The sequence below is a fragment of the Chitinophaga barathri genome (assembly GCF_003807585.1).
GTDB lineage: Bacteria > Bacteroidota > Bacteroidia > Chitinophagales > Chitinophagaceae > Chitinophaga > Chitinophaga barathri.
In genome coordinates this window covers 71,924-94,360 of sequence record NZ_RMBX01000003.1, presented here as the reverse complement: position 1 = coordinate 94,360, position 22,437 = coordinate 71,924, and the positions used below count along the sequence as shown (strand labels likewise).

The following is a 22,437-nucleotide window of genomic DNA, read 5'->3' as shown; positions in this document are numbered from 1 at the left end:
TTTCCGCCCTTAGCCTGTTGTAAGAATATAACTCGCTGATAATCTGACACGTCATGCTTAGAAAAATCCTGCTCTCCACTATTGCCATCTGCTGCCTGTATGGATGCATCAAAGATGCGCCGCTCAACCCGGAAGCCGACATCGAAACTTTTACCATAGACAGATCCCAGCTCACCAGCGATGTGTTCATAGACCAGGTGAACCGTAAAGTAATGCTGTACCTCAAACCCGATGCATTTGACAAGGGCGTAGCCCCCGTGCTCACACTGTCCGCGGGTGCAAGCGTGACGCCGGCTTCGGGCGATTCCATCTTTTTTGACAATGGTAACGTGCCCGAATACACGGTAACGTCCGCCAGCGGTGAGAACAAAAAAACTTACCTGGTGGAAGTAGTCGCGATCGGTGAATGGAAATGGGCATTTGAGAAATGGGAGATCAATGATAAAGATAAATACCAGTACCTGGTAGAGAATGATGGTAACCTGGTATGGTCCTCCGGGAACCCGGGCGTAGCCTTGTCCGGCGTGCCGAAGAACCCGGAAGGTTACCCGCTGCGCGCAACTACCGATAAATACGAAGGCACATACGCGGCAGAGCTGCTTACGATGCCCGGCACGGCGCTTTCAAATCTCGTGGGCATCAAATTGTTCGCAGGCTCGCTGTTCCTCGGCAACTTCGATTCCCAGAGCGCATTCCTGGAGCCGCTGAAAGCTACACAGTTCGGGCAGCCTTACCAGGGGCGGCCCCGCAGCTTCACCGGCTGGTACAAATATGCGCCTGGCGCCAGTTACCAGGACAAAGCCGGTAATATCATTCCCGGCATGCATGACTCCTGCGCCATTTATGCGGTATTGTATTCCGGCACCACCAGGCTGGATGCGACGAACATCCATACATCGGACCGCATCATTGCCACTGCCAAATTGCCCGATGGTTCCGGACGGGGCAACTTCACACGATTTGATATCCCGTTCACTTTCCTGCCGGGGAAGATCCCGCGTGGGGATATGATGATGGCCATTGTGGCATCTTCCAGCAAAGACGGGGATACGTACCGCGGCGCGATCGGTAGCAGGCTGGTGCTGGACAGTTTAGAAATCACACAGTAAAATGAAGAACATGAGCACCAGGAATATATCCATGAATTTATCAGGCGCCTCTTTCAGGGGAATGCGGCATACCTGTCACATCCGGTATGTCATCACGTTGTTTTTCCTCTCAGCCGCGTTTACCTCGCAGGCGCAGACGCATAAGCTGGAGCACCGCATCATAGCGGGGTTGAACATCGGCGGCACGGCGCCGGTGGGCTTGCCGAACACTATCCGGAAAATAGAGAGCTACCGGCCTGAATTCTGCCCGGTGCTGGGATATGAATTGTCTTACCGGCATACCCCCAAATGGGGCGCCGCGCTGGCCGTGAAAATGGATTACAAGGGGATGTACACAAAAGACGAAGTGATCTATTTTCCCACTATGATCACGGTGAATGATGGGGCGAACAAAGGAGAGTTTGAAGGTACCTTTTCCGGGAAAAATGAAACAACCGTGCGCAATGCCTATGTTACCTTTCCGTTAAGCGCAGTGTACACGCCGAACAATAAATGGCGGTTTAATCTCGGTGGTTATGCTGCCTGGCTGTTCAGCTCAAACTTCTATGGCAATGTGTCCGACGGGTACATCCGGAATGGCGGGCCGCTGGGTGAAAAAGTGATCATAGACGAAGCCACGTTCGACTTTGGCAACGAAATCCGCCGTTTTGACGCAGGGCTGCAAGGCAGTGCCGAAAGGCGCGTGGGAAAACACCTCAGCATCCTCGGCGCGCTCAACTGGGGGCTCAGGCCGGTGTTCCCGGATGATTTCAAAGGCATGGACTTTCCGATGTATAATATTTACCTGACATTGGGTGTCAGCTACCGCATCTAGGCACAACAATTGCAGGACGATTATTATGAACACATTCCAGATCACATACAGCAATATGAACGTTCCCGTGTACAGGGAGGAGGAAGACCTTTACGTGGTGACACTGCCGGGGAAAACGCTCTACCTTTTGCGGAGAGAAGATAACGAAGGAGCCGCTCATTGGTTCGAAGAAGGGTCCGACAACGAAACGCCCGAAACAAAGGAAATCGGCATTGCCATTGAGCAGGCCGTGATGGGCTCCGTTGAGAACGGAAAATAATCCGTTTCGCACCACCGGCCTTTCCGGAATGGGGGCATCTTTGCGGGATAATCCACTCACATATGCCTTTAGAATTTATCACCATTGAGGGTGCCAGGGAAAACAACCTTAAGAATGTTTCCCTGCGCATTCCCAAGCGGAAGATCACTATTTTCACCGGCGTATCCGGCTCCGGGAAATCTTCCATCGTTTTCGAAACCATCGCCACCGAAGCCAAACGGCAACTTCACGAAACCTTTACTGCTTTTATCCGCAACTTCCTGCCCCATTACGGCCAGCCGGACGCGGACGCCATTACCGGCCTGTCCACCGCCATTGTGGTGGATCAGAAACGGATCGGCGGCAATTCCCGCTCCACACTGGGTACTATTACAGACATCAGCCCGCTGCTCCGCCTGCTGTTCTCCCGCTACGGAGAGCCCAGAATAGGCACCGCTTCCAACGTCTTTTCCTTCAACGATCCCACCGGCATGTGCCCCGAATGCCAGGGCGTAGGCCGCAAACTCGGGCTCGATCTCGACAAGTTCCTGGACCGCTCGAAATCGCTGAACGAAGGCGCCATCCTGTTTCCCGTATTTGCCGTAGGCACCTGGTACTGGAAAAGTTATGCCTTCTCGGGATTTTTTGACGTGGACAAAAAGCTGGAAGACTACAGCCCCGAAGAATGGGACAGGCTGGTGTACGCGCTTCCTGAAAAAATGGAACTGGATACAGCCTCGGGGCCGCTGAATATGAGTTATGAAGGGCTGGCCGTGAAGTTCGACCGGCTCTACATCAAAAAAGAAGGCACTATGGCGGATATAACCGCCAAACGTGTACAGCCTTTTATTACAGACGTGATATGCCCCGCCTGTAAAGGCGCAAGGCTGAACCAGGCCTCGCTTTCCTCGAAAGTACTGGATTACAACATTGCCGAAATGGCTTCCATGCAGGTAGATGAGCTGGCGGAGCTGCTGCGCACGATAGACGACCCGGTGGGTATGCCCGTGGCGGCCGGCCTGCTGGAGCGCCTGCAGCACCTGATAGACATCGGGCTGGATTACGTAAGCCTGGACCGGGAAACGGCCACCTTATCCGGCGGGGAAAGCCAGCGTGTGAAAATGGTCCGCCATCTCAGCAGCAGCCTGGTGGACATGATGTATATCTTCGACGAGCCCAGCATCGGCCTGCACCCGCGGGACGTGCACCGGCTGAACAACCTGCTGCGCCTGCTGCGCGACAAAGGCAATACCGTGATAGTAGTAGAGCATGATCCCTCGGTGATCCGCATCGCGGACCATATCGTGGACGTAGGCCCCAAAGCGGGCGCGCATGGCGGCACGATCATGTACGAAGGCGATTTTGAGGGACTGTTGCAGGCTCCCACACTTACCGGCCGGTTTATGAAATACCAGCTGCCCGTGAAAACGGCATTCAGGAAACCGTCAGGGCATATCACCATCGGGCCGGCTTCGCTGCATAATGTGAAAAACCTTACGGTGAATATCCCCACCGGTGTGCTCACGGCGGTAACAGGCGTGGCGGGCTCCGGCAAAAGCACACTGATCAATAAACTGCTTCCCAGGCAATATCCCGATGTGGTGATGATAGACCAGAGCGCCGTAGGCGCCAATTCCCGTTCGAACCCCGCCACTTATTCCGGTATGATGGATGCCATCCGGAAACTGTTCAGCGCCGCAAACAATGTAAGCGCATCGCTATTCAGTTTCAACTCCGAAGGGGCCTGCGAGAACTGTAACGGGCAGGGCGTCATCTACACCGATCTCGCTTTTATGGAAGGCATCAAAACCGTCTGTGAAAAATGCGAAGGCAGGCGCTTTCATGACGACGTGCTGCAATACACCTACAATGGCAAAACCATCAGCAATGTGCTCATGATGACCATTGCCGAAGCACTGTCGTTCTTTACCAAAAAAGAACTGCGGAACACTTTGCAGGCGCTGCATGATGTGGGCCTGGAATATCTCACGCTGGGGCAGCCGCTCAGCACGCTTTCCGGCGGTGAATGCCAGCGCCTGAAGCTGGCGGGGGAACTGCACAAAAAAGGCAGCGTATATGTGATGGACGAGCCTACCACCGGCCTGCATATGTCGGATATAGAACACCTGCTGAAAATGATCAACCGACTGGTAGACACCGGCAATACGGTGATCGTGATAGAACACAACCTGGATGTGGTGCGGAATGCGGACTGGGTGATAGATATGGGGCCGGAAGCGGGGCATAAAGGCGGGCAGGTCATTTTCCAGGGCACGCCGGCGGAACTGCTGAAGGCGGATCATTCACTGACAGGTAGGTTCCTGGCCATGGAAGAACAGTAGAAATATATTTGTGTAACCGAAAGGTTTCTATTACATTTGTAACCGAAGGGTTACTTAATGACCCATGTTATCATGAGAAGGGACGTATTCCAGGCCATCGCGGACCCCACGAGGCGGGAGATCATTCACCTGCTGGCAGCACAGCCGATGAATCTTAATGCCGTGGCTGAGAACTTTGACATCAGCCGCCCGGCCGTATCCAAACACATCCGTATACTCACGGAATGCGGGCTGGTCGTGATCAGGCAGCAGGGGAGGGAACGCTTCTGCCATGCGGAGCTGAAAACGCTGAAACAGGTATCCGAATGGACGGACCAGTACCGCGCCTTCTGGAACAAAAAACTGGATGCGCTGGGCGCTTTCCTCGAAAAGGAAGAGCAGGCTCCGCGTAAAAAGAAAAAGTGATCCGCTTAATTAAAACTTGCTCATATGAAACATGAACCGCTTGTAATGGAACGCACGTATAATGCGCCGCCAGACAGAGTATGGGATGCTATCACGAACCATGCAAAAATGAAGGAATGGTATTTTGATATGTCGGATTTCAGGCCGGAAGTGGGTTTTGAATTCACCTTCCCCGGCCAGGGGCACGACGGCAAAGACTTCCTGCATCTCTGCAAGATCACGGAAGTAGTGCCGGGCAAAAAGCTGGTACACACCTGGAAATACCAGGAGTACCCCGGCGAATCGGTGCTCACCTGGGAATTGTTCCCCGAAGGCAACGGCACCCGCGTGAAACTAACGCACGCAGGCCTGGAAACATTCCCGCAGGGTGACCGGAACTTCTCCCGCGAAAGCTTCACCGGCGGCTGGACGGAGATACTGGGCAAGAACCTCAAAGAGTTCGTGGAGAAATAAATACAGCAACATACAAAAGGCCGTCCCATTTACCGGGACGGCCTTTCTTATGCAAAAAAATTGCTGCTACAGCCACACCATCTGCGTAAACGCCCCATTGGCGGCAATATCCCACACTTCCACCCGTACCCATTTTCTGCCGGCCAGGTTCACAGGCCAGCGGAACGTTTGTGCCCCGAAGGCTTTTGTCTGCACCAGGTTGATCCGGTGGCGGTATACCTTATCGCCATCTCCGGAGACGATCTCCGCAAAGCTGAGCGGGAAGGTCCAGTTCAGCTGCATGGTAACGGTTGTTTTCCCGGACGCCGGTACTGCCAGCGTTTCCCCGGCTTTTTTCCCATTGACGTCAAACGAGGGGATCAGTACTTCTCCTGTGGATACGAAGAACTTTCCTTTCCTGACAGCGTCCAAAACAGGCTGCCAGCCCTCGTTGTAATCGGGCAGTTTGTCCAGCTGCAGATAGTTCACATTCAGGTGAGCGTACATTTCGTTTTGATGGGTGATCGTAAAAATATCGGCTTCGGCAATGACATGTTTTTTTAATCCCCAATTGGCCATGTCATCCATTAAGTTTAAAACCCTTTTGCTCAGGGTCTGCCATGAAAGGTCCGCCGGTATGGCTTTCCAGGCTGCACCCAAATAGGTGTCCGAGGTAAAGAACGTTTCGTTGCGGTATTTGTCCGGGAAGCCGGTGGAAGCCTTCGTTCTGGCATGCGCCACCCAGGCAAGGCCGTTTTCCAGCTCCAGCAGTTTCAGCATTTCCTGTTTATCGCCTACGTGATACACCTTGCCATACTCAGCCGTTTCTGTCACAAAGGGTTCATCAGGCTTCCTGGACATGACCCAGTACACCGGTTTGGGAAAAAACGCGAGCCAATGCCCGCCATAAAAGTTATTGGCTTCTTCCCCGGGAAGCAGCAGGAAACTGGTATCGGACAGGCGCCGGGTTTGATCGAACAATGCATGCAGCTCTTTCAGCCTCGGCGAGTCGGGACCTTTGGGGTGGCCGGGGCCGTGGAATTCCGCCAGCTTTACAATGTCCAGCCCTGCTTTTTTGAGCACGTCCACAAACTCCGGTTTTTCCGGCACCGGTTTGCCGCTGAGCACCACCGAGGAAATAAATTCATTGTGGAAATGACTGGCCATGGTTTTATATCCCGGCAGGGGAGCATAACTGTCGTTGTGTGTAAATTTCTTTACTTCCGCCAAAGCGCCCGCAGCTTTATCCGCGCTCAGCAGGCAGAAAAAATTCAGGCGCTGCGCGGTGCCGGGCGGGGCGTTGAACCAGGGTACATACCGTTTGTCGCCGATAGGGTCCTGCCGGATGCCGATTGCAAAACCGGGCACCAGGTTCAGGTAGTTATTGCCGTACCAGGTGAACTTTAAATTAAACGCTTCATCCAGCGGGTAAAAATACTGGTGCGGAGCGGGAAACACAGCCAGGCTGCCGGTTTCGTTCTCCCCGATGATCGTCCTGTACTTTACTTCAAGATCGTTCGCGGCCATGTCCGGGGCGGGCTTTACGTGCTGCATTTCATTTTTCACGTCGGACCAGGCGATGTTTTTCCAGTTGTCTTTCCGGCTGATGAGGCCGGCGTCGTACAATATGGCGGTAGAGTCTTTCTGCGTTGAAAGGACGGCGGCGATGTTAAATAAAGGGCTGCCGTTGTACAGCGTGATTTCAAGGTGGCCGGTGAACAGTGGCGTTTTCATTTCACCGACCCTGATGATGGTATGCGTGCCTTCGCTGGATACACCGGCTTTTCGTTTGCTGAATTCCACCAGTTCCGTGGTGTATGGCCGGGTGGGCACCCTGTCAAAAAACACGTCCCATCCGCCGCTGGAAGGGCTTAATGTTCTTTTGCCGGTCCTCAGGATAAATACCGGGTCCAGGTTCGCCGCAACTTCCGCGGATGCGTTGGTGCGGCTGAGCTGAATACTGTTGAACAACGGTTGGGCGCCGTCCAGGTTGAGGACCATTTTGCCCGTACCGGCGGCACCGGCGGGCCAGTGGATGGTAATGAGCTGTTTACTGACGGTGACCGTTGCGCCATTTTTTTTGAAGCCGCTAAGATCCACCGGGGTTTGTGCTTGCAGTACCTGGCTGAATACCAGTAAAAGCAGGTAGACGTGTTTTTTCATACAGTGGTTGTGTCTGATAGGATTGCTGAAAATAATATTAATATTCTGTTTTTTTCAGGCTTAATTGGTAAACACGTTGTCGCGGGTGAGATCGTAGAAGAGGTTTTGCAGTTGATGCAGATGCAGCAGTGGCCTGCCGTAGGGTATTGTGCCGTTTTCGGAAACGGTCACCGGCTGGAAAACGCCGGCCATATCGCGGATATAAACGCTGTCTTTGTGGGTGTATTTGTAAGTATAAATGTCCGGGTCTTCTCCATATTCCTTTTCGCCGGGCAGGAATCCGAATTGCAGCAGGTGATCCGCTTCCAGCGTGATGGGGTGTACCTTTTCCAGCGGCAGCCTGCTGCGGGGCAGCAATGAATTGTAAATATGCCCATCCAGGATGCCTTCTATGCGGAAAGGCGTTTCGATCATGTTGTAATCATAGTACCATACCATATTACCGATGCGGATGTCTGTTTCGTCCATCATGACAGCTAAATTATACTGTAAGTATACGTTATAATTCCGTGCCGGCTATGCAGGGGGAAACAGGAAAAAGACGCTGCCCCGGACCGTTCCGGAACAGCGTTCTTTTTTGATGGTTGGTTTTCTCCGCTGTTATTTCCTTTCGTACAGGCAGCATTCCGGCAGTTTGTTGTACACTGCGTCCGGCGCTTTCTGTTTTTCGGTATCGTGACCTATGGCGGCGATCTTCTGCTGGATGGTTTCATTTTTGACCTTCGCCGGGTCGTACGTTACTTTGATCTGTTTTGTTTTTACGTCCCACACGGCTGTTCTTACGCCGGGCAGCGTGGCGGCCTGTTCTATCCGTTCCTTGCACATCTCGCAGTTGCCGTATACTTTAAAGTTGTCTGTCTGTTTTGCCTGTGCAAAAGCGCCGGTGGCGGCGAGTAAGGGCATGGAAAGGGCTATAAAAGAGAATATCTTTTTCATTTGATGATGAATTAAGTTGAGATGATTTGTTTGGCAGTACTGATGATACAAAAGTAGGGGGCGGTGCGGATAAAGTGTTACATAATTTTGTATTTGTTTTACAGCAATTCGAGGCTTTTGCAGGCAGGCTAATGCACAATATCCAGCATCTTCGCCGTGATCTCGGGGATGGAGCCCAGGCCGTCTATATGGTTTACGGGCACCAGTTTTTCAAGATAACTGATGGCGGGCCTGGTTTCCTCTTCAAATATTCCGAGCCTTTTGAGATGTGTGTTGATGTCCTGATCGTCCAGCCGGGCGGAGGTTTCCGCTCTTTTCCGGGCGCGTTCCAGCAGCACGTCCTGTGGCACGTCGATGTTGATGATATGGGAAATGTGCATGGTGTTCCGCCGGAGTATCCTGAGCAGCGTGTCCACCTGCGGGATGGTGCGGGGGTAACCGTCCAGTATGATGCCCTTTTCCTGTCTATGATCCTGTATAATGTGTTCCAGCAGAACTTCCATCACCTCGTCCGGCACCAGCTCTCCTCTTTCCTCGTATTGCTGCATGAGTTTGCCCAGGTGCGTCTGCTGTGCTTTTTCCGCCCTGATCCAGTCCCCGGTGGAGATGTGTTTGTATCCCAGTTCGGTTTCGAGGATTTCGCATTGTGTGCCTTTGCCTGAGTAGGGAGGGCCGGTGATAAGAAGGATTTCCATGTGCTAAATTTACCTTTTATTTTCAAAGGGAAATTGTGCAATATTGCAGACCGTGACCTGGTCGCGGAAAACATAACACATTATGCGGGGAGCGACACCTGCTTTCCCGCATCAAATCATCTCATCATGCAGGAAATTATAGACGCTACGGAATTATTTGTAAAACAGGAACTTGCAGGCGCGGAAGGCGGCCACGACTGGTGGCATATATACCGGGTATGGCAGCAGTCAAGGCACATCGCTTCCAAAGAACAGGTGGACATGCTGGTGGTAGAGCTGGCCGCCCTGCTGCACGACATTGCCGATTCCAAATTCCATAACGGGGACGAGCAGGTGGGCCCCGCGAAAGCGGAAGCATTCCTGCAAACCCAGCCGGTCCCTCAGCATATTATCGATCATGTAGTGAGCATCATCAAACATATTTCCTTCAAAGGCGGCCATAACAACGGCGGGTTTTATTCCCCGGAGCTGGCGGTGGTGCAGGATGCGGACCGGCTGGACGCGTTAGGCGCGGTAGGCATCGCACGCGCTTTTAACTACGGCGGTTTTAAGAACCGTGCGCTGTACGACCCCGCGATCACGCCGCAGCTGAATATGACGAAGGAGGAATACAAACATTCCGCCGCGCCAACCATCAATCACTTTTATGAAAAGCTGCTGCTGCTGAAAGACCGCATGAACACAGAAACGGGCAAAATGCTGGCCGAAGAACGGCATGCGTTTATGGAAGCATACCTGGCGCAGTTTTACAAGGAGTGGAACGGGGAGGTGTAATAAAAAACAAACCTGCATACCTGCCACCGGCTTTAGCACGGGCAAGATATGCAGGTTAAAGATGATTTCCGGTTACTAAGCCTGCGCCATCTGCCGGCAATACTTTTTACGGTACTCCTGCGGCGTCAGCCCGGTCACTTTTTTGAACACGCTTCGGAAGGTCTTCAGATCGTTGTAACCCACGTCGTACATCAGCGTGCTGATGTTCTGGGCGTTTTGCTCCAGCGCCTTTTTGGCGGACTCGATCTTCACGCGCTGGAGGTACTCCAGCGGTGTATTATGGGTCGCGTTTTTGAACCGGCGGATGAAGTTCCGCTTGCTCATGCTGGTTTGCCCGGCGATCTGTTCGATGGATATGGGAAGGTGAAAATTCTGTTCTATATAGGACTGTGCGCGGAGGATCTCATCGTCCTCGTGACGGCGCTGCCCCTGGAATACCAGGAAGTGGCTCTGGTTCATCCGGTCGATGTCTATGGAGAACATCTTGCTGATCTGGATACCGATGTCGCGGCTCACGAATTTCTCCACGAGGTACAGCACAAGGTTCAGGGAGGAAAATGCGCCGCCGCTGGAATAAATACCGTCATCGTCCGTGATCACCCTGTCGCTAAGCACGCTGGCCTTGGGGTAACGTTGCTGCATGTCGGGGATGGCCATCCAGTGGGAAGTGCAGGTTTTACCGTTGAACATGCCGGCTTCCGCGAGGAAGTAGCTGCCCAGGCAAAGACTGGCCACTTCGGTGCCCATCTGCTGCATTTCGCTGATCCATTCTATGATACCGCGGTTTTTTTGCAGTACCATATCCGGCTGGCCGTGGAATGCAGGCACAATGATGAGGTCCGTCTGTTTTACTTCGTCCATGGACTTGTAACAGAAAAACAGCGCGGGGACATTCAGCTGGATGTGTTTGACCTTTTCACTGACCAGCTCCACTTTAAATGCCGGCTCCTTTCCCGCCATCCTGAGCAATTGATTGGCCCCTTCGAATACATCCAGAACGCCGGCTACAGCTGAAAGAATAGCTTCTTCATAAATTACCAGAGATACTACTTTCATGGTGGTTTGTGCATTGATTACTGTAAATATAGCTTAATGCACTGGCACAAAACACCCCTTTTCGTGGCACGTTTTCCCAGCGGGCGGGAGGTGTGCAAACCCGCCCCCACGGGCATTTTAAAGCTGGTTTTTGAGGCCTTTTCCCGCTGTGGGCCTGCATCAGGGAAGATGTGCGGGCTGGTTGGGAAGGGGGTGATTGTGCCAAATAAGTTTGTGTAAGCGGTGGATTTGCGCAAGCGGACAGCGGCTGTATTAAAAACGGACATCTTCCCGGGCTGCCAAATGCATAATTGATTGATTCATAAGGTAGTCTCTTTCTGGCATTCCAATTGGGGCTATGCGGGAAACCTGACAACCAAAATTTATCCCATGCTGAAAAGCGATCTTATCATGGCCTGGCGTACCCTGTTGCGCAACAAGGTATCCTCTTTCATCAATATTACCGGGCTGGCCCTCGGGCTGGCCATTGGTATGCTTATTTTGTTGTATACCGGCTATGAAATGAGCTTTGACCATTTTCATACAGACTTTGAGAATATTCACCAGCTGATGCGCAACCAGGTGCAGGGCGGGGAGATCGTCACTTCGCAGTCCGTGCCCGGCCCTATGGCGGGCGCCCTCAAAGAACAGGTGCCGGAGATAAAATATGCCGCCCGCACTGCTTCCGCGGATCGGCAGATCGTGACCGCCGGTAATAAAAGCACTTACGAAGACGGGATGTACGCAGACCCGGATCTTTTCCGGATCATGACTTTTCCCGCGCTGTCCGGTGATCCTGTGGCATCGCTCAGCGGCACCGGCACGGCGGTGATCACGGAAAGAACGGCCGTCAAACTGTTCGGGACGGCGGACGCCACCGGCAAACTCTTTTCACAAAATAACCAGTATTCCTTCAAGGTAGGCGCCGTTATCCGCGACCTGCCGCCGAACAGCTCACTGCAGTTTGATATCGTCATGCCTTTCCGCGTGTATGAACAGGATAACAAAGACTGGATCTCCACCTGGAACACCTGCCGGATGCAAACCTGGCTGGCCTTTCAGCCGGGTGTGAATAAAGAGGCGGTACAGGCCAAGCTCAGGCATTTTGCACCCGCTGTAGCGGCCGGCAGTACGGCCGAGTTTTTTGCTTTCCCCATAAAGAACAAACGGCTGTATGCCGAATTCAGGAACGGAAAGGCGGAAGGCGGCCTGATCTATGCCCTCATTATGCTGGGGGTGATCGGGGTATTTGTATTGCTGATCGCCTGCGTCAATTTTATGAACCTGGCTACCGCGCAGTCCGAAAAACGCGCGAAAGAAGTGGGCGTGCGCAAGACGATGGGCGCATCCCGCGGCCGTATCGCGATACAATTCCTTTTCGAGGCGGTGCTGATGGCTTTTATCGCCCTGGTGCTGGGCGCACTGCTGGCCAAAGTGGCGTTGCCGGGATTCAACCGCTTCATGCAGAAAAGCGTAACATTTAACCTGTCCAACTGGAAAATATTGCTGTCTATGCTTGCATTGGGCCTGTTTACGGGCATTGTGGCCGGCAGTTACCCCGCTTTGTTCCTCAGCCGTTTCCAGCCGGTAAAAGTGCTGAAAGGTATCGGCAAAAGCCAGCACGGTGGTTCATGGCTGCGTAAAAGTCTTGTTACCTTCCAGTTCCTGGTCGCTATTTTCCTGATCATGGGCATCATCGTGACCACCCGGCAGATCAAACATATGCAGCAGCGGCCTATGGGCTACAGTGCGGACAACCTGGTGGTAATACCAGCCAAAGGCCCGCTGGCGGAGCATTTTGATATTGTAAAACACGACCTGCTGGATGTGCCGGGCGTATTGTCCGTATCCGGCGGGGGCAATAATCTTTTGCAGTTCGGCAGTCACAGCACCGGCATACAATGGCCGGGGAAAACGGCGGACCAGGATTTTAGCATTACCGTTACGAATGTGCAGTACGACTGGGTAAAAACCTCCGGTCTTACGCTCACGGCCGGCCGCGACTTTAATCCTTCATTCGGCAGCGATTCCCTCAGTTGTATGCTGAACGAAACCGCCGTGAGAAAAATGGGGCTGAAAGAGCCGCTCATCGGCACCAAACTGGGCGATCATGTACTGGTGGGCGTCGTGAAAGATTTTGTGTACAACAATCCCTCCGAGCTTCCGGACCCGATGATCATCTTTCTCAGCAAAGGCAGCATGGCAAATATTCTCGTACGTATGAAAGACGACGGGGAATGGAAACAGCGCCTTGCCCGGATAGAAGCGGCCGTGAAAAAAAGCCATCCCGGATACCCCTTCGAATTCAGTTTTGTAAAAGAAGAATACCAGCGGAAGTTTGAAGGCTTCCGGATGATGGGTAAGCTGGCAGGCGTGTTTGGCGGCATGGCCATCTTCATTGCCTGTATGGGCCTGTTTGCCCTGAGCATGTTCGTCGTGGAAAGGCGCACCCGTGAGATCGGCATCCGGAAAGTAATGGGCGCCAGCGAATCCGGCATCTGGGCCATGCTCTCCACTGATTTTATGAAACCGGTCATCACCGCCTTTTTGCTGGCCGTGCCGCTTGCGGCCTGGGTGCTGCAGCAGGGGCTGCAACAAATGGAATACCGCATCACCCTCAGCTGGTGGATGTTTGCGCTGGCCGGCGGCTTAGCTTTTATCGTGGCCTTGGCCACGGTGAGCTGGCAGGGGCTGAAAGCCGCTTTCAGGAACCCGGTGGAGTCGCTGAGAGCAGAATAAAAACATATCCTCCCGCCACACGTTTTCCCCTTATTTGCCTTTCTCCGCCAGGGGAAACTTCCAGGTGCCGTTTAATATGGCCCCTGAGGAGCGGCACAGGCATTTACTGCCGCTCAGCCCCGGTTATTAATGTCTTTTTATGCCGGTATCCTGTCTTTTTGAGATGATGATAAATTTTTCCGGGGGCTGCTGACATAGGGCTGTCAAACCCCGGTCGTTTCTTTGTGATATCAAAACAAAAAACTTCATCACATGGCAAACAACACCTCAACCTTCGCAATCCCCGTTATTAACGCAGACCAGATGCTCGAACACTGGCAGGGCCACCGCAGGCTCACCCGTAAAGTGATCGAGGCTTTCCCCGAAAACGAACTGTTTTCCTATTCTTTAGGTGGCATGCGCACTTTTGCGGGCCTGGCAATGGAAATGCTCCGCATGGCGGCCGGCGGCGTCCGTGGTTTTGCGGAAGGGGACTGGAATGCTCCCTTCAAATGGTATAAGGAAGAAGACGGTGGTGATATCACCACGAAAGAAGACCTGCTGAAAGCATGGGACGATGTGACGGAAGAAATGAATACTTACTGGCCGGGCATCCCTGCGGAAAACTTCGTAAATCACATCGTGCCCTTCGGTGTGGAATACTGGGGCGGGCCGGGCCATGCCATCCTGCATTATTTTATCGACAACGATATCCATCACCGCGGGCAGGGTTACGTATACCTGCGTACGCTGGGCATTGAGCCTCCCGGTTTCTGGGACAGGGAATAATAGCTGATGTATAAAAAAGTCCCGGCAGGCGCCGGGACTTTTTTATGTATTGGAAGGGAAATCTGCCTGTTCTTAGTTGGTCGGCCAGTCCCGGGTGTTTTCCGCGAGTACTTCATGTTCCACTGTATCCGCGGCGGGCTGTGGTGCCCGGAACGTTTCCCGGAAGGTACGGCTGCGGCCGACAGACCTGTCAAAAACAGAAAGATGAATGTACGCTTCGGCATCGGTGTACCGGCAATAAACCGTTGTGTCCACCTGCCTCTTGTAGACATTGAACCCGTTGGATCTCCATCCGCCACTTATGAAAAGCGTGTCGAATGGATTCTGCTGTATGCTGACGTGGAGCTTTAGCACTTTGGTATTTTTTGCATTCAGCGCCACGTTGGAATATCTCCCTGTATTTAATATTTCCGAGGTGCCCTCATAGGACATGGGGCTTTCGGGGTCCACCTGCGCACTGAAGTATTCGCTCTCTCCGTCCGCATTGAACCGGATATTAAAATAACCATTGACGTCTGTGATGGCGAAATCTTCCATCGGGTGGCATTTCTCGCCTACGGTCGCCAGGGGCATGAATCCGCGTGGGCCGCGGCAGCCGTAGATCCGGACGGTTACACCCTGCAAAGGTTCGCCGGTGACAGTGTGCCGCACAATGCCATCTACCGTGGAGGTCACGTGCCCGGGTATCAGTTTTTCTTTCCGGCAGGAAATACCTATAAGCAGGATGGCGGAAAGTGAAAGCAGGAATCTTGTCATTAGATTCGGTTGAGGGTTATTGTATTATCAGGGATTGAATATTGGAAAATCGGCGGTGTTGTTGATAGTGATATTCTGGATAAAAGTATCACGAAGGGGTGTTTCGATCGCCTGCGTGTGCACTCTTTGGCGGCCGGCAACGCGGTCGATTACCCGGGCCCTCAGCTCCAGCGGGTGCCCGGCAGCATAACGGAAATACACGACCGTATCCAGTTGCCGGCCTTTAAGCAGATACTCGTAATTGTTCGTATTGAACATCTGAGCTTCGTAGCTGAGTGTATCATAGGGGTTTTGAAGCACCTTCAGGTTCACCTGCAGAATGTTCCAGTTTTTGGCCTTGATCAGTATATTGTTATACTTACGCGGGTCCAGCGCCAGTCTTTCAGCCTTATATACACGGTTCTCAATGGTTCCTTTAGAAAGCGTGTACTGTCTGTATCTCCCGTCTGTTTTGAAGCTGGCGGAAAAATAACCGTCCTTGTCAGTCTGTACAGCCACAATACTATTATCAAGCGGGGGGTGAGCGGGGTAATTGTTTCCATTGACCTGCATCCAGATGTAAGGGATCGGCCGGCCTGTATTCTCATCCACCAGCGTGCCGCCCACGGACACGGTCAGGCCTTCGGGAATATTCTTCTCGCAGCTTGTACACAAAGCCAGGTAAACGAACAGGATAAGGGGGAATCGTTTCATAAACAAGGATTTAAAGGACTATCTGAAAGGCAGGTCGGCGGTATTGTTGATGGTGATGGTGTGATCCAGCGTATCCCCCTGGGGATAATTGATCACTTCGCCATACATCCTTTGTTTGCCCGCGGCCCGGTCATTCGCCAGTATGTAAAAGGGAATGCTCGACTGATGTTCAAAACGGGTATAAATGGTAGTATCCGCCTGTCTGCCTCTCATGACAAAAGGATTCCGGAAGGGTGAAGTTCTTACCAGGATCGAGTCCAGTGGATTTTGTAACACCTGGAGATGCAGCTTCAGCACCTTTTTTAGTTCGGCAGTAAGCTGTATGCTATTGAATTTCCGTGAATCCAGCCGCACTGCGGTGCCGTTGAACACCTTTTCTTCCATGCCATCCGGTGAGCTAATGTGCGTGTAGTAGTACCGCGCATCGCCCTTTGATTTGAATTTAATATAAAAATAACCGTTACGGTCTGTGACCGCCCCATCGTTGTCGTACATCACCGAATTGTTGAATTCGCCATTCATGGAACCGGAGATGGCAATGTATATTCCCTCAAGGGGTTTACCGGTACTGACACTGGTCAGCGTGCCTTCTACGGCGATCATCAAACCATGGGGGACGTTCTTTTCTTTTTTGCAGCCGGTAGTTAACAGTAAGGCAATTAAAAGGGATAAGGGAAAAAACTTCATCAGGCAACAGATTTATTGCATTAAGCGTTTAAACCTCCCCAAAGGTTACAGCCTTGTGCAACTTCGTTTTAAGTTGTACATTAACTGCCGTTGACCAATAAAACAAGACTAATTTATGCGTCTGTTATTATCCATATTCCTTTTACTCAGCCTGCACATCCAGGCTCAGCCGGTGAAAGTGGCCGTTGCCGGTATTTCCCATGGCCATTCAGGCTGGATCCTGGGTCGCGCCAATAAAGGGGACATTGAGCTGGCGGGCATCTACGAACCGGACACTGCGCTTATACGTCAGACGGTCCGCCGTTACAAGCTGCCGGAAAAACTCTTCTACACCAACCTTAATACCATGCTGGATGCCGTAAAACCGGAAGCGGTACTGGCATTCGGTTCCGTATACAGCCACCTTGAAGTGGTGGAAGCCTGCGCCCCGCGCGGTATTCACGTTATGGTGGAAAAACCGATGGCCACCACGCTTGCGCAGGCATTGCGCATGGATTCGCTGGCTACAAAACATAACATCCGCCTGCTCACCAATTACGAGACCAGCTGGTACCCTTCCGTGGCCAAAACCTTCCAGCTCGTGCAGGACAGCGCCTTTGCCGGCACCATCCGCAAAGTGGTGATACACGACGGCCACCAGGGCCCGAAAGAAATAGGCTGCAGCCCCGAGTTCCTGGCGTGGCTTACCGACCCCGTGCTGAACGGCGGCGGAGCCCTGATAGACTTCGGGTGTTATGGCGCCAATATCATGACCACCCTCATGAAAGGCCAGAAACCACTGGCGGTGACCGCCGTGACGAGGCAGTATAAACCTTCCGTATACCCAAAGGTGGACGACGATGCTACCATTATCGTGGATTACGCGGATGCGCAATGTATCATCCAGGCATCATGGAACTGGCCTTTTAACAGGAAGGACATGGAAGTGTACGGGGACAAAGGATATATCTTTGCGCCCGACGCCAAAACCCTCACTACGCGCAACTCCACGAAGAATGAAGCCCAGACCAGGAAAGTGACCGCGGCGGACATCAAAGTATTTGAAGACCCTTTCGTATACCTGGCAGCGGTAGTACGGGGGAAGGAAACCATACCGCCTTACGGCGTGTACTCCCAGGAAAACAACCTGATGGTAGTGCGCATCCTGGAAGCGGCCCGTGAATCCGCCCGCAGCGGCAAAACGGTAGAGATCAAATAAAGCAGGAAAAAAACGGCCGGATAGGATATCCGGGCATGGAATGCGGCAACCCGGTCCTGTAAGGGCACGGGATTTGAAGGCTAATGTCCGGATATTAACAATTCACCGCCTGAAATTGTAATAGTTAAGGATAAAATGCAGCCAATGGAATCCAACGATCAACCGGAGAAATACGTCATCTCGAAGGGAGTAGATGCCTTTTTTATCAGCGTTCACGACATATTCAGGTTTATCGCCCGCTTTTTCAGGGAAGTGCTGCGCCCGCCGCTGGAAGTAAAGGAGTTTATCCGCCAGTGTTATATGATAGGCTACAAATCACTGGCGCTGATAACCCTCACGGGCTTCATTACCGGTCTTGTATTCACCAAGCAGAGCAGGCCTTCCCTGGCCGAATTCGGCGCTACATCCTGGCTGCCTTCCCTCATATCGATTGCCGTGATAAGGGCATTGGCGCCGCTGGTGACCGCGCTCATCTGCGCGGGTAAGGTAGGCTCCGGCATTGGTGCGGAGCTGGCCTCCATGAAAGTGACGGAGCAGATAGACGCAATGGAAGTATCCGCCATCAACCCTTTCAAATACCTCGTGGTCACCCGTATTATGGCCTGCACCGTGTGCCTGCCGCTGCTGATGGCTTATACAGCCCTGGTGGGCATGATGGGGTCTTACCTGGACATTCACCTGAACGAGCAGACCAGTATTACGGCATTTTTTAACAAAGCATTTAACGATATCGCTTTCCTGGACCTGTTCGCCTCGCTTACCAAAGCCCTGACCTATGGTTTTACGATAGGCGTGGTGAGTTGTTACCTCGGGTATAATGCCACACAAGGCACTACCGGCGTGGGAAAGGCGGCAAACGTGTCCGTTGTGGTAAGCATGTTCCTGATATTCATAGAAGAGATCATCATCGTGCAGATCGTCAATTCGATCCGTTAGAACATTATGAAATCATTTACACCGGAAATAGACTACGACAATACCGTGATCTCCATCGGGGACCTCTACAAATCCTTTGGCACCAACCATGTGCTGCGGGGTGTGGACCTGAAGCTACATAAAGGGGAAAATATCGTGGTGCTCGGCCGTTCCGGCACGGGCAAAAGCGTGCTCATCAAGATAATTGCCGGGCTGCTGAAGCCAGACGCCGGCACGGTGAACGTACTGGGAGAGGAAGTGCCGCAGCTGGGGCCCATAGCCCTGCGCGAACTGCGTATGAAAGTAGGTTTCTGTTTCCAGAACGGCGCGCTGTACGACAGCATGACCGTAGGGGAGAACCTCGCTTTTCCGCTGAAACGCAACGAGCCCAATATGAAAGCCGAACAAAGGAACAAACTGGTGGATATCGTACTGGATGCGGTAGGTCTTTCGCATACCATAGACCAGATGCCGGCGGAGCTTTCCGGCGGGCAACGCAAGCGAATCGGCATCGGCCGCACGCTCATCCTGCGCCCGGAGATCATGCTGTACGACGAGCCTACCGCCGGCCTGGACCCTATTACCTGCACGGAGATCAACAACCTGATCAATGAAGTGCAGCGCAGGTTCAAGACCAGCTCCATCATCATCACCCACGACCTTACCTGTGCAAGGGCCACCGGCGATGAAATTGCAGTAATGAAAGAAGGAAAGTTCATCAAACAGGGGAAATTCGACGAAGTATTTACGGATAACGATGAGCTGATCCGGGAATTTTACGATTATAACTTTACTCAGTAAACCATGAAAGATCAAAGCAACAAAAGAGCCGTGATAGTGGGCATTTTCGTATTCGTGGGCATGATCATATTTGCCGCGGGCATACTGGTGCTGGGCGGCCAGAAAAAGAGTTTTATGTCGTCTCTCCAGGTAGTAGCCATCTTCCAGGATATCGGCGGCCTTGCCAAAGGGGATAACGTTTGGTATTCCGGCGTAAAGGTGGGTACTATCAAAAGCATCACGTTCAGCGGTTCCCATGCCATCGCGGTAAAAATGGACATCGATAAAAAGAGCCGTGAATTTATTCATAAGGACGTGCGTGCCAAGATCAGTTCTGACGGGCTGGTAGGCAACAAGATCATTGCGCTGAGCGGCGGCACTACCGGTGTGCCCGCGGTGGAAGACGGGGATACTGTCATCGTAGAAACCGCTATCAGTACAGATGAAATTATGAACACCCTGCAGGTGAACAATAAAAGCCTGGTGGAGATCACGGGCAACCTGAAAGAGATCACCAAAAACATCCGCAATGGTCAGGGCACGCTTGGCAAACTGATTGCCGATGACGCCGTATACAACAACCTGGAAGGCACACTGGCCACCCTGCAAAAAACGGCGGCCAATACCCAGCGCCTCACGGAAGGGCTTGCCGCATATACCGCGCAGCTGAAAAATGAAGGCACGCTGGCGAACGACCTGGTGACGGATACCGTCGTGTTCGCCAAACTCCGTTCGACCATGACGCAGCTGGAAACCGTATCGCAGGGTATGGACAGCGTGGTGCTGAACCTGAAAGGGGCCAGCCAGGGCATCAGCGAAAACCTGCGCAGCAGCAATACGCCCGCAGGCGTGATCCTGAACGACGAAAAAACGGCCAATTCCCTCAAACATACCATCGGCAACCTTGAAACCAGTTCCCAGAAGCTGGACGAGAACCTGGAAGCCTTGAAACATAACTTCCTCTTCCGCGGGTATTTCAGAAGGAAAGCAAAAGCGGAGGCGAAAGAAAAGGAGAGGCTGGAGAAAGAAGCGAAGAAACAAACATTGCCCTGATCAGCCGGCATGAAGGATATTAACAAAGGCTGTCCCAGTTTGGGGGCGGTCTTTGTTGTTTAAGCCGATGCTTTGATCCATATTTTAGAATTCCTCGGCTCTTCCAGGGACACAAACCGGAAGTTGGTTGTCTTTTGGCGCAATGAAGAGTATTTGGAGTTTAATAATACTCCCCTAAAACGGTGATTGTATTCTTCAAAGATCAAAAAGGTACTTCCAACCGAGAAAAAGGTCCTTCGGAAGGAGAAAGTTCTCGTTCGGAAGGGCAATTTCAATTCAAAAGAAACAAAAAGGTCCTTCGGAAGGAGAAAGTTCTCGTTCGGAAGGGCAATTTCAATTGAAAAGAAACAAAAAGGTCCTTCGGAAGGAGAAAGTTCTCGTTCGGAAGGGCAATTTCAATCCAAAAGAAACAAAAAGGTCCTTCGGAAGGAGAAAGTTCTCGTTCGGAAGAGCAATTTCAATCCAAAAGAAACAAAAAGGTCCTTCGGAAGGAGAAAAAGGTACTTCCGAAGTACAAAGTCGATACTTTTTACATCAGCGTCGAGTGTTTGAAGTACAAAAAGGTACTTCGGAAGTACAAAGCCGATACTTTTTACATCGAGCTCGATACTTTTTACATCGACGTTAGGTGTTTGAAGTACAAAAAGGTACTTCGGAAGTACAAAGCCGATACTTTTTACATCGAGCTCGATACTTTTTACATCGACGTTAGGTGTTTGAAGTACAAAAAGGTACTTCGGAAGTACAAAGCCAATACTTTTTGTATCGAGCTTGATGGTTTTTACGTCGAATAGCTCACTTTGAAGGAGTATTTGATACTTTTAACCTGATTTTTTTAGCTTTAAAGAGCAAGTTTGTTTATTTTCCATCAAGAGATGACTTCTGAAGCAAAGAAGCGGCTTTTTTCTGCCTGTGATACCTACAGTTACCTTACTCAAGCTGTGCTTTCCAGGTCTTCTTTGGCTTTTGCCCCTTTCCCCACCTTCAGCCAGACAATGGCCGCCAGTATCAGCACCACCCCGCACCACTGTACACCATCCAATTGCTCGCCCAGCAATATGCCGGATGCAATCATGGCCACGGGCAACTCCACCGTCATTACCACCGCGCTGATGCCAGCGCCGATACGCGGCATTCCTTTCGCAAATAATACCGGGGGAATGATGGTGCCAAACAGCGCCAGCAACACCGTCCATTTCCAGAGGCCGGCATCCGTATGCGGCTGGCTAAGGAGGCTGTGCAGGTTCACCAGGCCGATGCCCAGCGTGGAGCCCGTCATGATCACGGCGCTTTTGCGCAGAGGATTCAGCTCTTTGCCATAACGGCTGTTTGCCACAATGTAAATGGCATACAGGAAGGCAGATGCCAGCGCCAGTAATATGCCGATGGTTTGCCCGTCCGTGCCGGGGATAGGAGTAGTAGCGGCAGGCGCCTCTTTCAGTATTCCGCCGGACAATACCGATCCCGCCAATATCAGCACCGTGGACACGATCTGCAACCAGCCCGGCCGTTGCCGGAACAGCAGCCAGTCCAGCAGGATGCCCATCCATACAAACTGCATCAGCAGCACGATGGCCAGCGATGCGGGGATGTAACGGACAGATAGATAATACACAAAAGAAGTCATGCCGATGGCCACGCCGGTCCATAACAGCGGCCAGTTCACCCGGAAACGCACTTTTTCGCGGGACAGCACCAGCAGCCACAGTACGGCCATGCCCAGCAGGGCCTGTGTAAAAGAGATTTCAGCCGCGCCGTACCCTTCACGGTAGGCAAGTTTGACAATAGTAGAAAGCACGCCGTAGCTGCACGCTCCGGCAAATACCATGAGAATATATCGGGTCATTGAGAGTCCGGTTGTTTTTTAAACGCTTGAAACATTGATGTTGAAGACAATGAAATGCA

General features: G+C 52.2%; 22 protein-coding genes. 13 read left to right on the top strand and 9 right to left on the bottom strand.

Features of this window, described 5'->3' with window-relative positions:
* The first annotated feature begins 53 nt into the window (after positions 1-53).
* The 6 genes from EG028_RS06170 (at position 54) to EG028_RS06145 (ending at position 5,361) form a co-directional block, all read left to right on the top strand.
* Entirely contained in the window at positions 54-1,109 is a 1,056-nt protein-coding gene (locus tag EG028_RS06170) for a PCMD domain-containing protein (protein WP_120514706.1), read from the top strand.
* Positions 1,110-1,119: 10 nt separating this feature from the next.
* Complete coding sequence (locus EG028_RS06165) at positions 1,120-1,923, top strand: outer membrane beta-barrel protein (RefSeq protein ID WP_162946228.1); 804 nt, start codon at positions 1,120-1,122, stop codon at positions 1,921-1,923.
* Between the two features lie 25 nt (positions 1,924-1,948).
* Positions 1,949-2,182, top strand: coding sequence for a hypothetical protein (locus EG028_RS06160; RefSeq protein ID WP_120514704.1), 234 nt, complete (start codon positions 1,949-1,951; stop codon positions 2,180-2,182).
* A gap of 62 nt (positions 2,183-2,244) precedes the next feature.
* The gene (locus EG028_RS06155) at positions 2,245-4,503 is read left to right on the top strand and encodes an ATP-binding cassette domain-containing protein (protein ID WP_120514703.1); all 2,259 of its coding nucleotides are present in this window, start codon (positions 2,245-2,247) and stop codon (positions 4,501-4,503) included.
* Positions 4,504-4,575: 72 nt separating this feature from the next.
* Positions 4,576-4,908 carry an ArsR/SmtB family transcription factor gene (locus tag EG028_RS06150; protein ID WP_120515142.1) on the top strand — a complete coding sequence of 111 codons (333 nt, stop codon included), beginning with the start codon at positions 4,576-4,578 and terminating at the stop codon, positions 4,906-4,908.
* Positions 4,909-4,932: 24 nt separating this feature from the next.
* Positions 4,933-5,361: an SRPBCC family protein gene (locus EG028_RS06145; RefSeq protein ID WP_120514702.1), complete on the top strand. Its 429-nt coding sequence runs from the start codon at positions 4,933-4,935 to the stop codon at positions 5,359-5,361.
* A gap of 66 nt (positions 5,362-5,427) precedes the next feature.
* Here the strand turns inward: EG028_RS06145 and EG028_RS06140 are convergent, their stop codons facing one another.
* The 4 genes from EG028_RS06140 to EG028_RS06125 form a co-directional block, all read right to left on the bottom strand.
* Entirely contained in the window at positions 5,428-7,503 is a 2,076-nt protein-coding gene (locus EG028_RS06140) for a CehA/McbA family metallohydrolase domain-containing protein (RefSeq protein ID WP_120514701.1), read from the bottom strand.
* Positions 7,504-7,563: 60 nt separating this feature from the next.
* Entirely contained in the window at positions 7,564-7,974 is a 411-nt protein-coding gene (locus EG028_RS06135; protein WP_120514700.1) for a hypothetical protein, read from the bottom strand.
* Between the two features lie 129 nt (positions 7,975-8,103).
* Complete coding sequence (locus tag EG028_RS06130) at positions 8,104-8,439, bottom strand: heavy-metal-associated domain-containing protein (protein ID WP_120514699.1); 336 nt, start codon at positions 8,437-8,439, stop codon at positions 8,104-8,106.
* 128 nt (positions 8,440-8,567) lie between these two features.
* The gene (locus EG028_RS06125; protein WP_120514698.1) at positions 8,568-9,134 is read right to left on the bottom strand and encodes an adenylate kinase family protein; all 567 of its coding nucleotides are present in this window, start codon (positions 9,132-9,134) and stop codon (positions 8,568-8,570) included.
* A 126-nt stretch (positions 9,135-9,260) separates the two neighbouring features.
* On the opposite strand from EG028_RS06125, the gene EG028_RS06120 reads away from it, so the two are divergent.
* Entirely contained in the window at positions 9,261-9,908 is a 648-nt protein-coding gene (locus tag EG028_RS06120; protein WP_120515141.1) for an HD domain-containing protein, read from the top strand.
* Between the two features lie 75 nt (positions 9,909-9,983).
* On the opposite strand, the gene EG028_RS06115 is transcribed toward EG028_RS06120, so the two are convergent.
* Positions 9,984-10,964 (bottom strand): GlxA family transcriptional regulator, encoded by a 981-nt coding sequence (locus EG028_RS06115; protein WP_120514697.1) that lies wholly within the window; start codon positions 10,962-10,964, stop codon positions 9,984-9,986.
* 369 nt (positions 10,965-11,333) lie between these two features.
* On the opposite strand from EG028_RS06115, the gene EG028_RS06110 reads away from it, so the two are divergent.
* Positions 11,334-13,682: an ABC transporter permease gene (locus EG028_RS06110; RefSeq protein WP_120514696.1), complete on the top strand. Its 2,349-nt coding sequence runs from the start codon at positions 11,334-11,336 to the stop codon at positions 13,680-13,682.
* A gap of 252 nt (positions 13,683-13,934) precedes the next feature.
* Positions 13,935-14,450, top strand: a complete 516-nt coding sequence (locus EG028_RS06105) for a DinB family protein (protein ID WP_120514695.1) — start codon at positions 13,935-13,937, stop codon at positions 14,448-14,450.
* 72 nt (positions 14,451-14,522) lie between these two features.
* Here the strand turns inward: EG028_RS06105 and EG028_RS06100 are convergent, their stop codons facing one another.
* The 3 genes from EG028_RS06100 to EG028_RS06090 are packed head-to-tail and all read right to left on the bottom strand — an operon-like array spanning position 14,523 to position 16,586.
* On the bottom strand, positions 14,523-15,206 hold the full coding sequence (locus tag EG028_RS06100) for a hypothetical protein (protein WP_120514694.1): 684 nt from the start codon (positions 15,204-15,206) through the stop codon (positions 14,523-14,525).
* Between the two features lie 27 nt (positions 15,207-15,233).
* Positions 15,234-15,899: a peptidase associated/transthyretin-like domain-containing protein gene (locus EG028_RS06095; protein WP_120514693.1), complete on the bottom strand. Its 666-nt coding sequence runs from the start codon at positions 15,897-15,899 to the stop codon at positions 15,234-15,236.
* 18 nt (positions 15,900-15,917) lie between these two features.
* On the bottom strand, positions 15,918-16,586 hold the full coding sequence (locus EG028_RS06090) for a peptidase associated/transthyretin-like domain-containing protein (RefSeq protein WP_120514692.1): 669 nt from the start codon (positions 16,584-16,586) through the stop codon (positions 15,918-15,920).
* Between the two features lie 115 nt (positions 16,587-16,701).
* On the opposite strand from EG028_RS06090, the gene EG028_RS06085 reads away from it, so the two are divergent.
* The 4 genes from EG028_RS06085 (at position 16,702) to EG028_RS06070 (ending at position 20,532) form a co-directional block, all read left to right on the top strand.
* On the top strand, positions 16,702-17,784 hold the full coding sequence (locus EG028_RS06085; RefSeq protein ID WP_120514691.1) for a Gfo/Idh/MocA family protein: 1,083 nt from the start codon (positions 16,702-16,704) through the stop codon (positions 17,782-17,784).
* Positions 17,785-17,928: 144 nt separating this feature from the next.
* Complete coding sequence (locus EG028_RS06080; RefSeq protein WP_120514690.1) at positions 17,929-18,720, top strand: MlaE family ABC transporter permease; 792 nt, start codon at positions 17,929-17,931, stop codon at positions 18,718-18,720.
* A 6-nt stretch (positions 18,721-18,726) separates the two neighbouring features.
* Positions 18,727-19,500, top strand: coding sequence for an ABC transporter ATP-binding protein (locus EG028_RS06075; RefSeq protein ID WP_120514689.1), 774 nt, complete (start codon positions 18,727-18,729; stop codon positions 19,498-19,500).
* A gap of 3 nt (positions 19,501-19,503) precedes the next feature.
* The gene (locus EG028_RS06070) at positions 19,504-20,532 is read left to right on the top strand and encodes an MlaD family protein (protein ID WP_120514688.1); all 1,029 of its coding nucleotides are present in this window, start codon (positions 19,504-19,506) and stop codon (positions 20,530-20,532) included.
* A 934-nt stretch (positions 20,533-21,466) separates the two neighbouring features.
* Here EG028_RS06070 and EG028_RS06065 read toward each other — a convergent pair.
* On the bottom strand, positions 21,467-22,378 hold the full coding sequence (locus EG028_RS06065) for an EamA family transporter (protein WP_120514685.1): 912 nt from the start codon (positions 22,376-22,378) through the stop codon (positions 21,467-21,469).
* Positions 22,379-22,437 lie beyond the last annotated feature (59 nt).

Excerpts from the sequence above, each read along its gene's own strand:
- EG028_RS06170 (WP_120514706.1), top strand. The coding sequence starts at position 54 with ATGCTTAGAAAAATCCTGCTCTCCACTATTGCCATCTGCTGCCTGTAT.
- EG028_RS06165 (WP_162946228.1), top strand. The coding sequence starts at position 1,120 with ATGAGCACCAGGAATATATCCATGAATTTATCAGGCGCCTCTTTCAGG.
- EG028_RS06160 (WP_120514704.1), top strand. The coding sequence starts at position 1,949 with ATGAACACATTCCAGATCACATACAGCAATATGAACGTTCCCGTGTAC.
- EG028_RS06155 (WP_120514703.1), top strand. The coding sequence starts at position 2,245 with ATGCCTTTAGAATTTATCACCATTGAGGGTGCCAGGGAAAACAACCTT.
- EG028_RS06150 (WP_120515142.1), top strand. The coding sequence starts at position 4,576 with ATGAGAAGGGACGTATTCCAGGCCATCGCGGACCCCACGAGGCGGGAG.
- EG028_RS06145 (WP_120514702.1), top strand. The coding sequence starts at position 4,933 with ATGAAACATGAACCGCTTGTAATGGAACGCACGTATAATGCGCCGCCA.
- EG028_RS06140 (WP_120514701.1), bottom strand. The coding sequence starts at position 7,503 with ATGAAAAAACACGTCTACCTGCTTTTACTGGTATTCAGCCAGGTACTG.
- EG028_RS06135 (WP_120514700.1), bottom strand. The coding sequence starts at position 7,974 with ATGATGGACGAAACAGACATCCGCATCGGTAATATGGTATGGTACTAT.
- EG028_RS06130 (WP_120514699.1), bottom strand. The coding sequence starts at position 8,439 with ATGAAAAAGATATTCTCTTTTATAGCCCTTTCCATGCCCTTACTCGCC.
- EG028_RS06125 (WP_120514698.1), bottom strand. The coding sequence starts at position 9,134 with ATGGAAATCCTTCTTATCACCGGCCCTCCCTACTCAGGCAAAGGCACA.
- EG028_RS06120 (WP_120515141.1), top strand. The coding sequence starts at position 9,261 with ATGCAGGAAATTATAGACGCTACGGAATTATTTGTAAAACAGGAACTT.
- EG028_RS06115 (WP_120514697.1), bottom strand. The coding sequence starts at position 10,964 with ATGAAAGTAGTATCTCTGGTAATTTATGAAGAAGCTATTCTTTCAGCT.
- EG028_RS06110 (WP_120514696.1), top strand. The coding sequence starts at position 11,334 with ATGCTGAAAAGCGATCTTATCATGGCCTGGCGTACCCTGTTGCGCAAC.
- EG028_RS06105 (WP_120514695.1), top strand. The coding sequence starts at position 13,935 with ATGGCAAACAACACCTCAACCTTCGCAATCCCCGTTATTAACGCAGAC.
- EG028_RS06100 (WP_120514694.1), bottom strand. The coding sequence starts at position 15,206 with ATGACAAGATTCCTGCTTTCACTTTCCGCCATCCTGCTTATAGGTATT.
- EG028_RS06095 (WP_120514693.1), bottom strand. The coding sequence starts at position 15,899 with ATGAAACGATTCCCCCTTATCCTGTTCGTTTACCTGGCTTTGTGTACA.
- EG028_RS06090 (WP_120514692.1), bottom strand. The coding sequence starts at position 16,586 with ATGAAGTTTTTTCCCTTATCCCTTTTAATTGCCTTACTGTTAACTACC.
- EG028_RS06085 (WP_120514691.1), top strand. The coding sequence starts at position 16,702 with ATGCGTCTGTTATTATCCATATTCCTTTTACTCAGCCTGCACATCCAG.
- EG028_RS06080 (WP_120514690.1), top strand. The coding sequence starts at position 17,929 with ATGGAATCCAACGATCAACCGGAGAAATACGTCATCTCGAAGGGAGTA.
- EG028_RS06075 (WP_120514689.1), top strand. The coding sequence starts at position 18,727 with ATGAAATCATTTACACCGGAAATAGACTACGACAATACCGTGATCTCC.
- EG028_RS06070 (WP_120514688.1), top strand. The coding sequence starts at position 19,504 with ATGAAAGATCAAAGCAACAAAAGAGCCGTGATAGTGGGCATTTTCGTA.
- EG028_RS06065 (WP_120514685.1), bottom strand. The coding sequence starts at position 22,378 with ATGACCCGATATATTCTCATGGTATTTGCCGGAGCGTGCAGCTACGGC.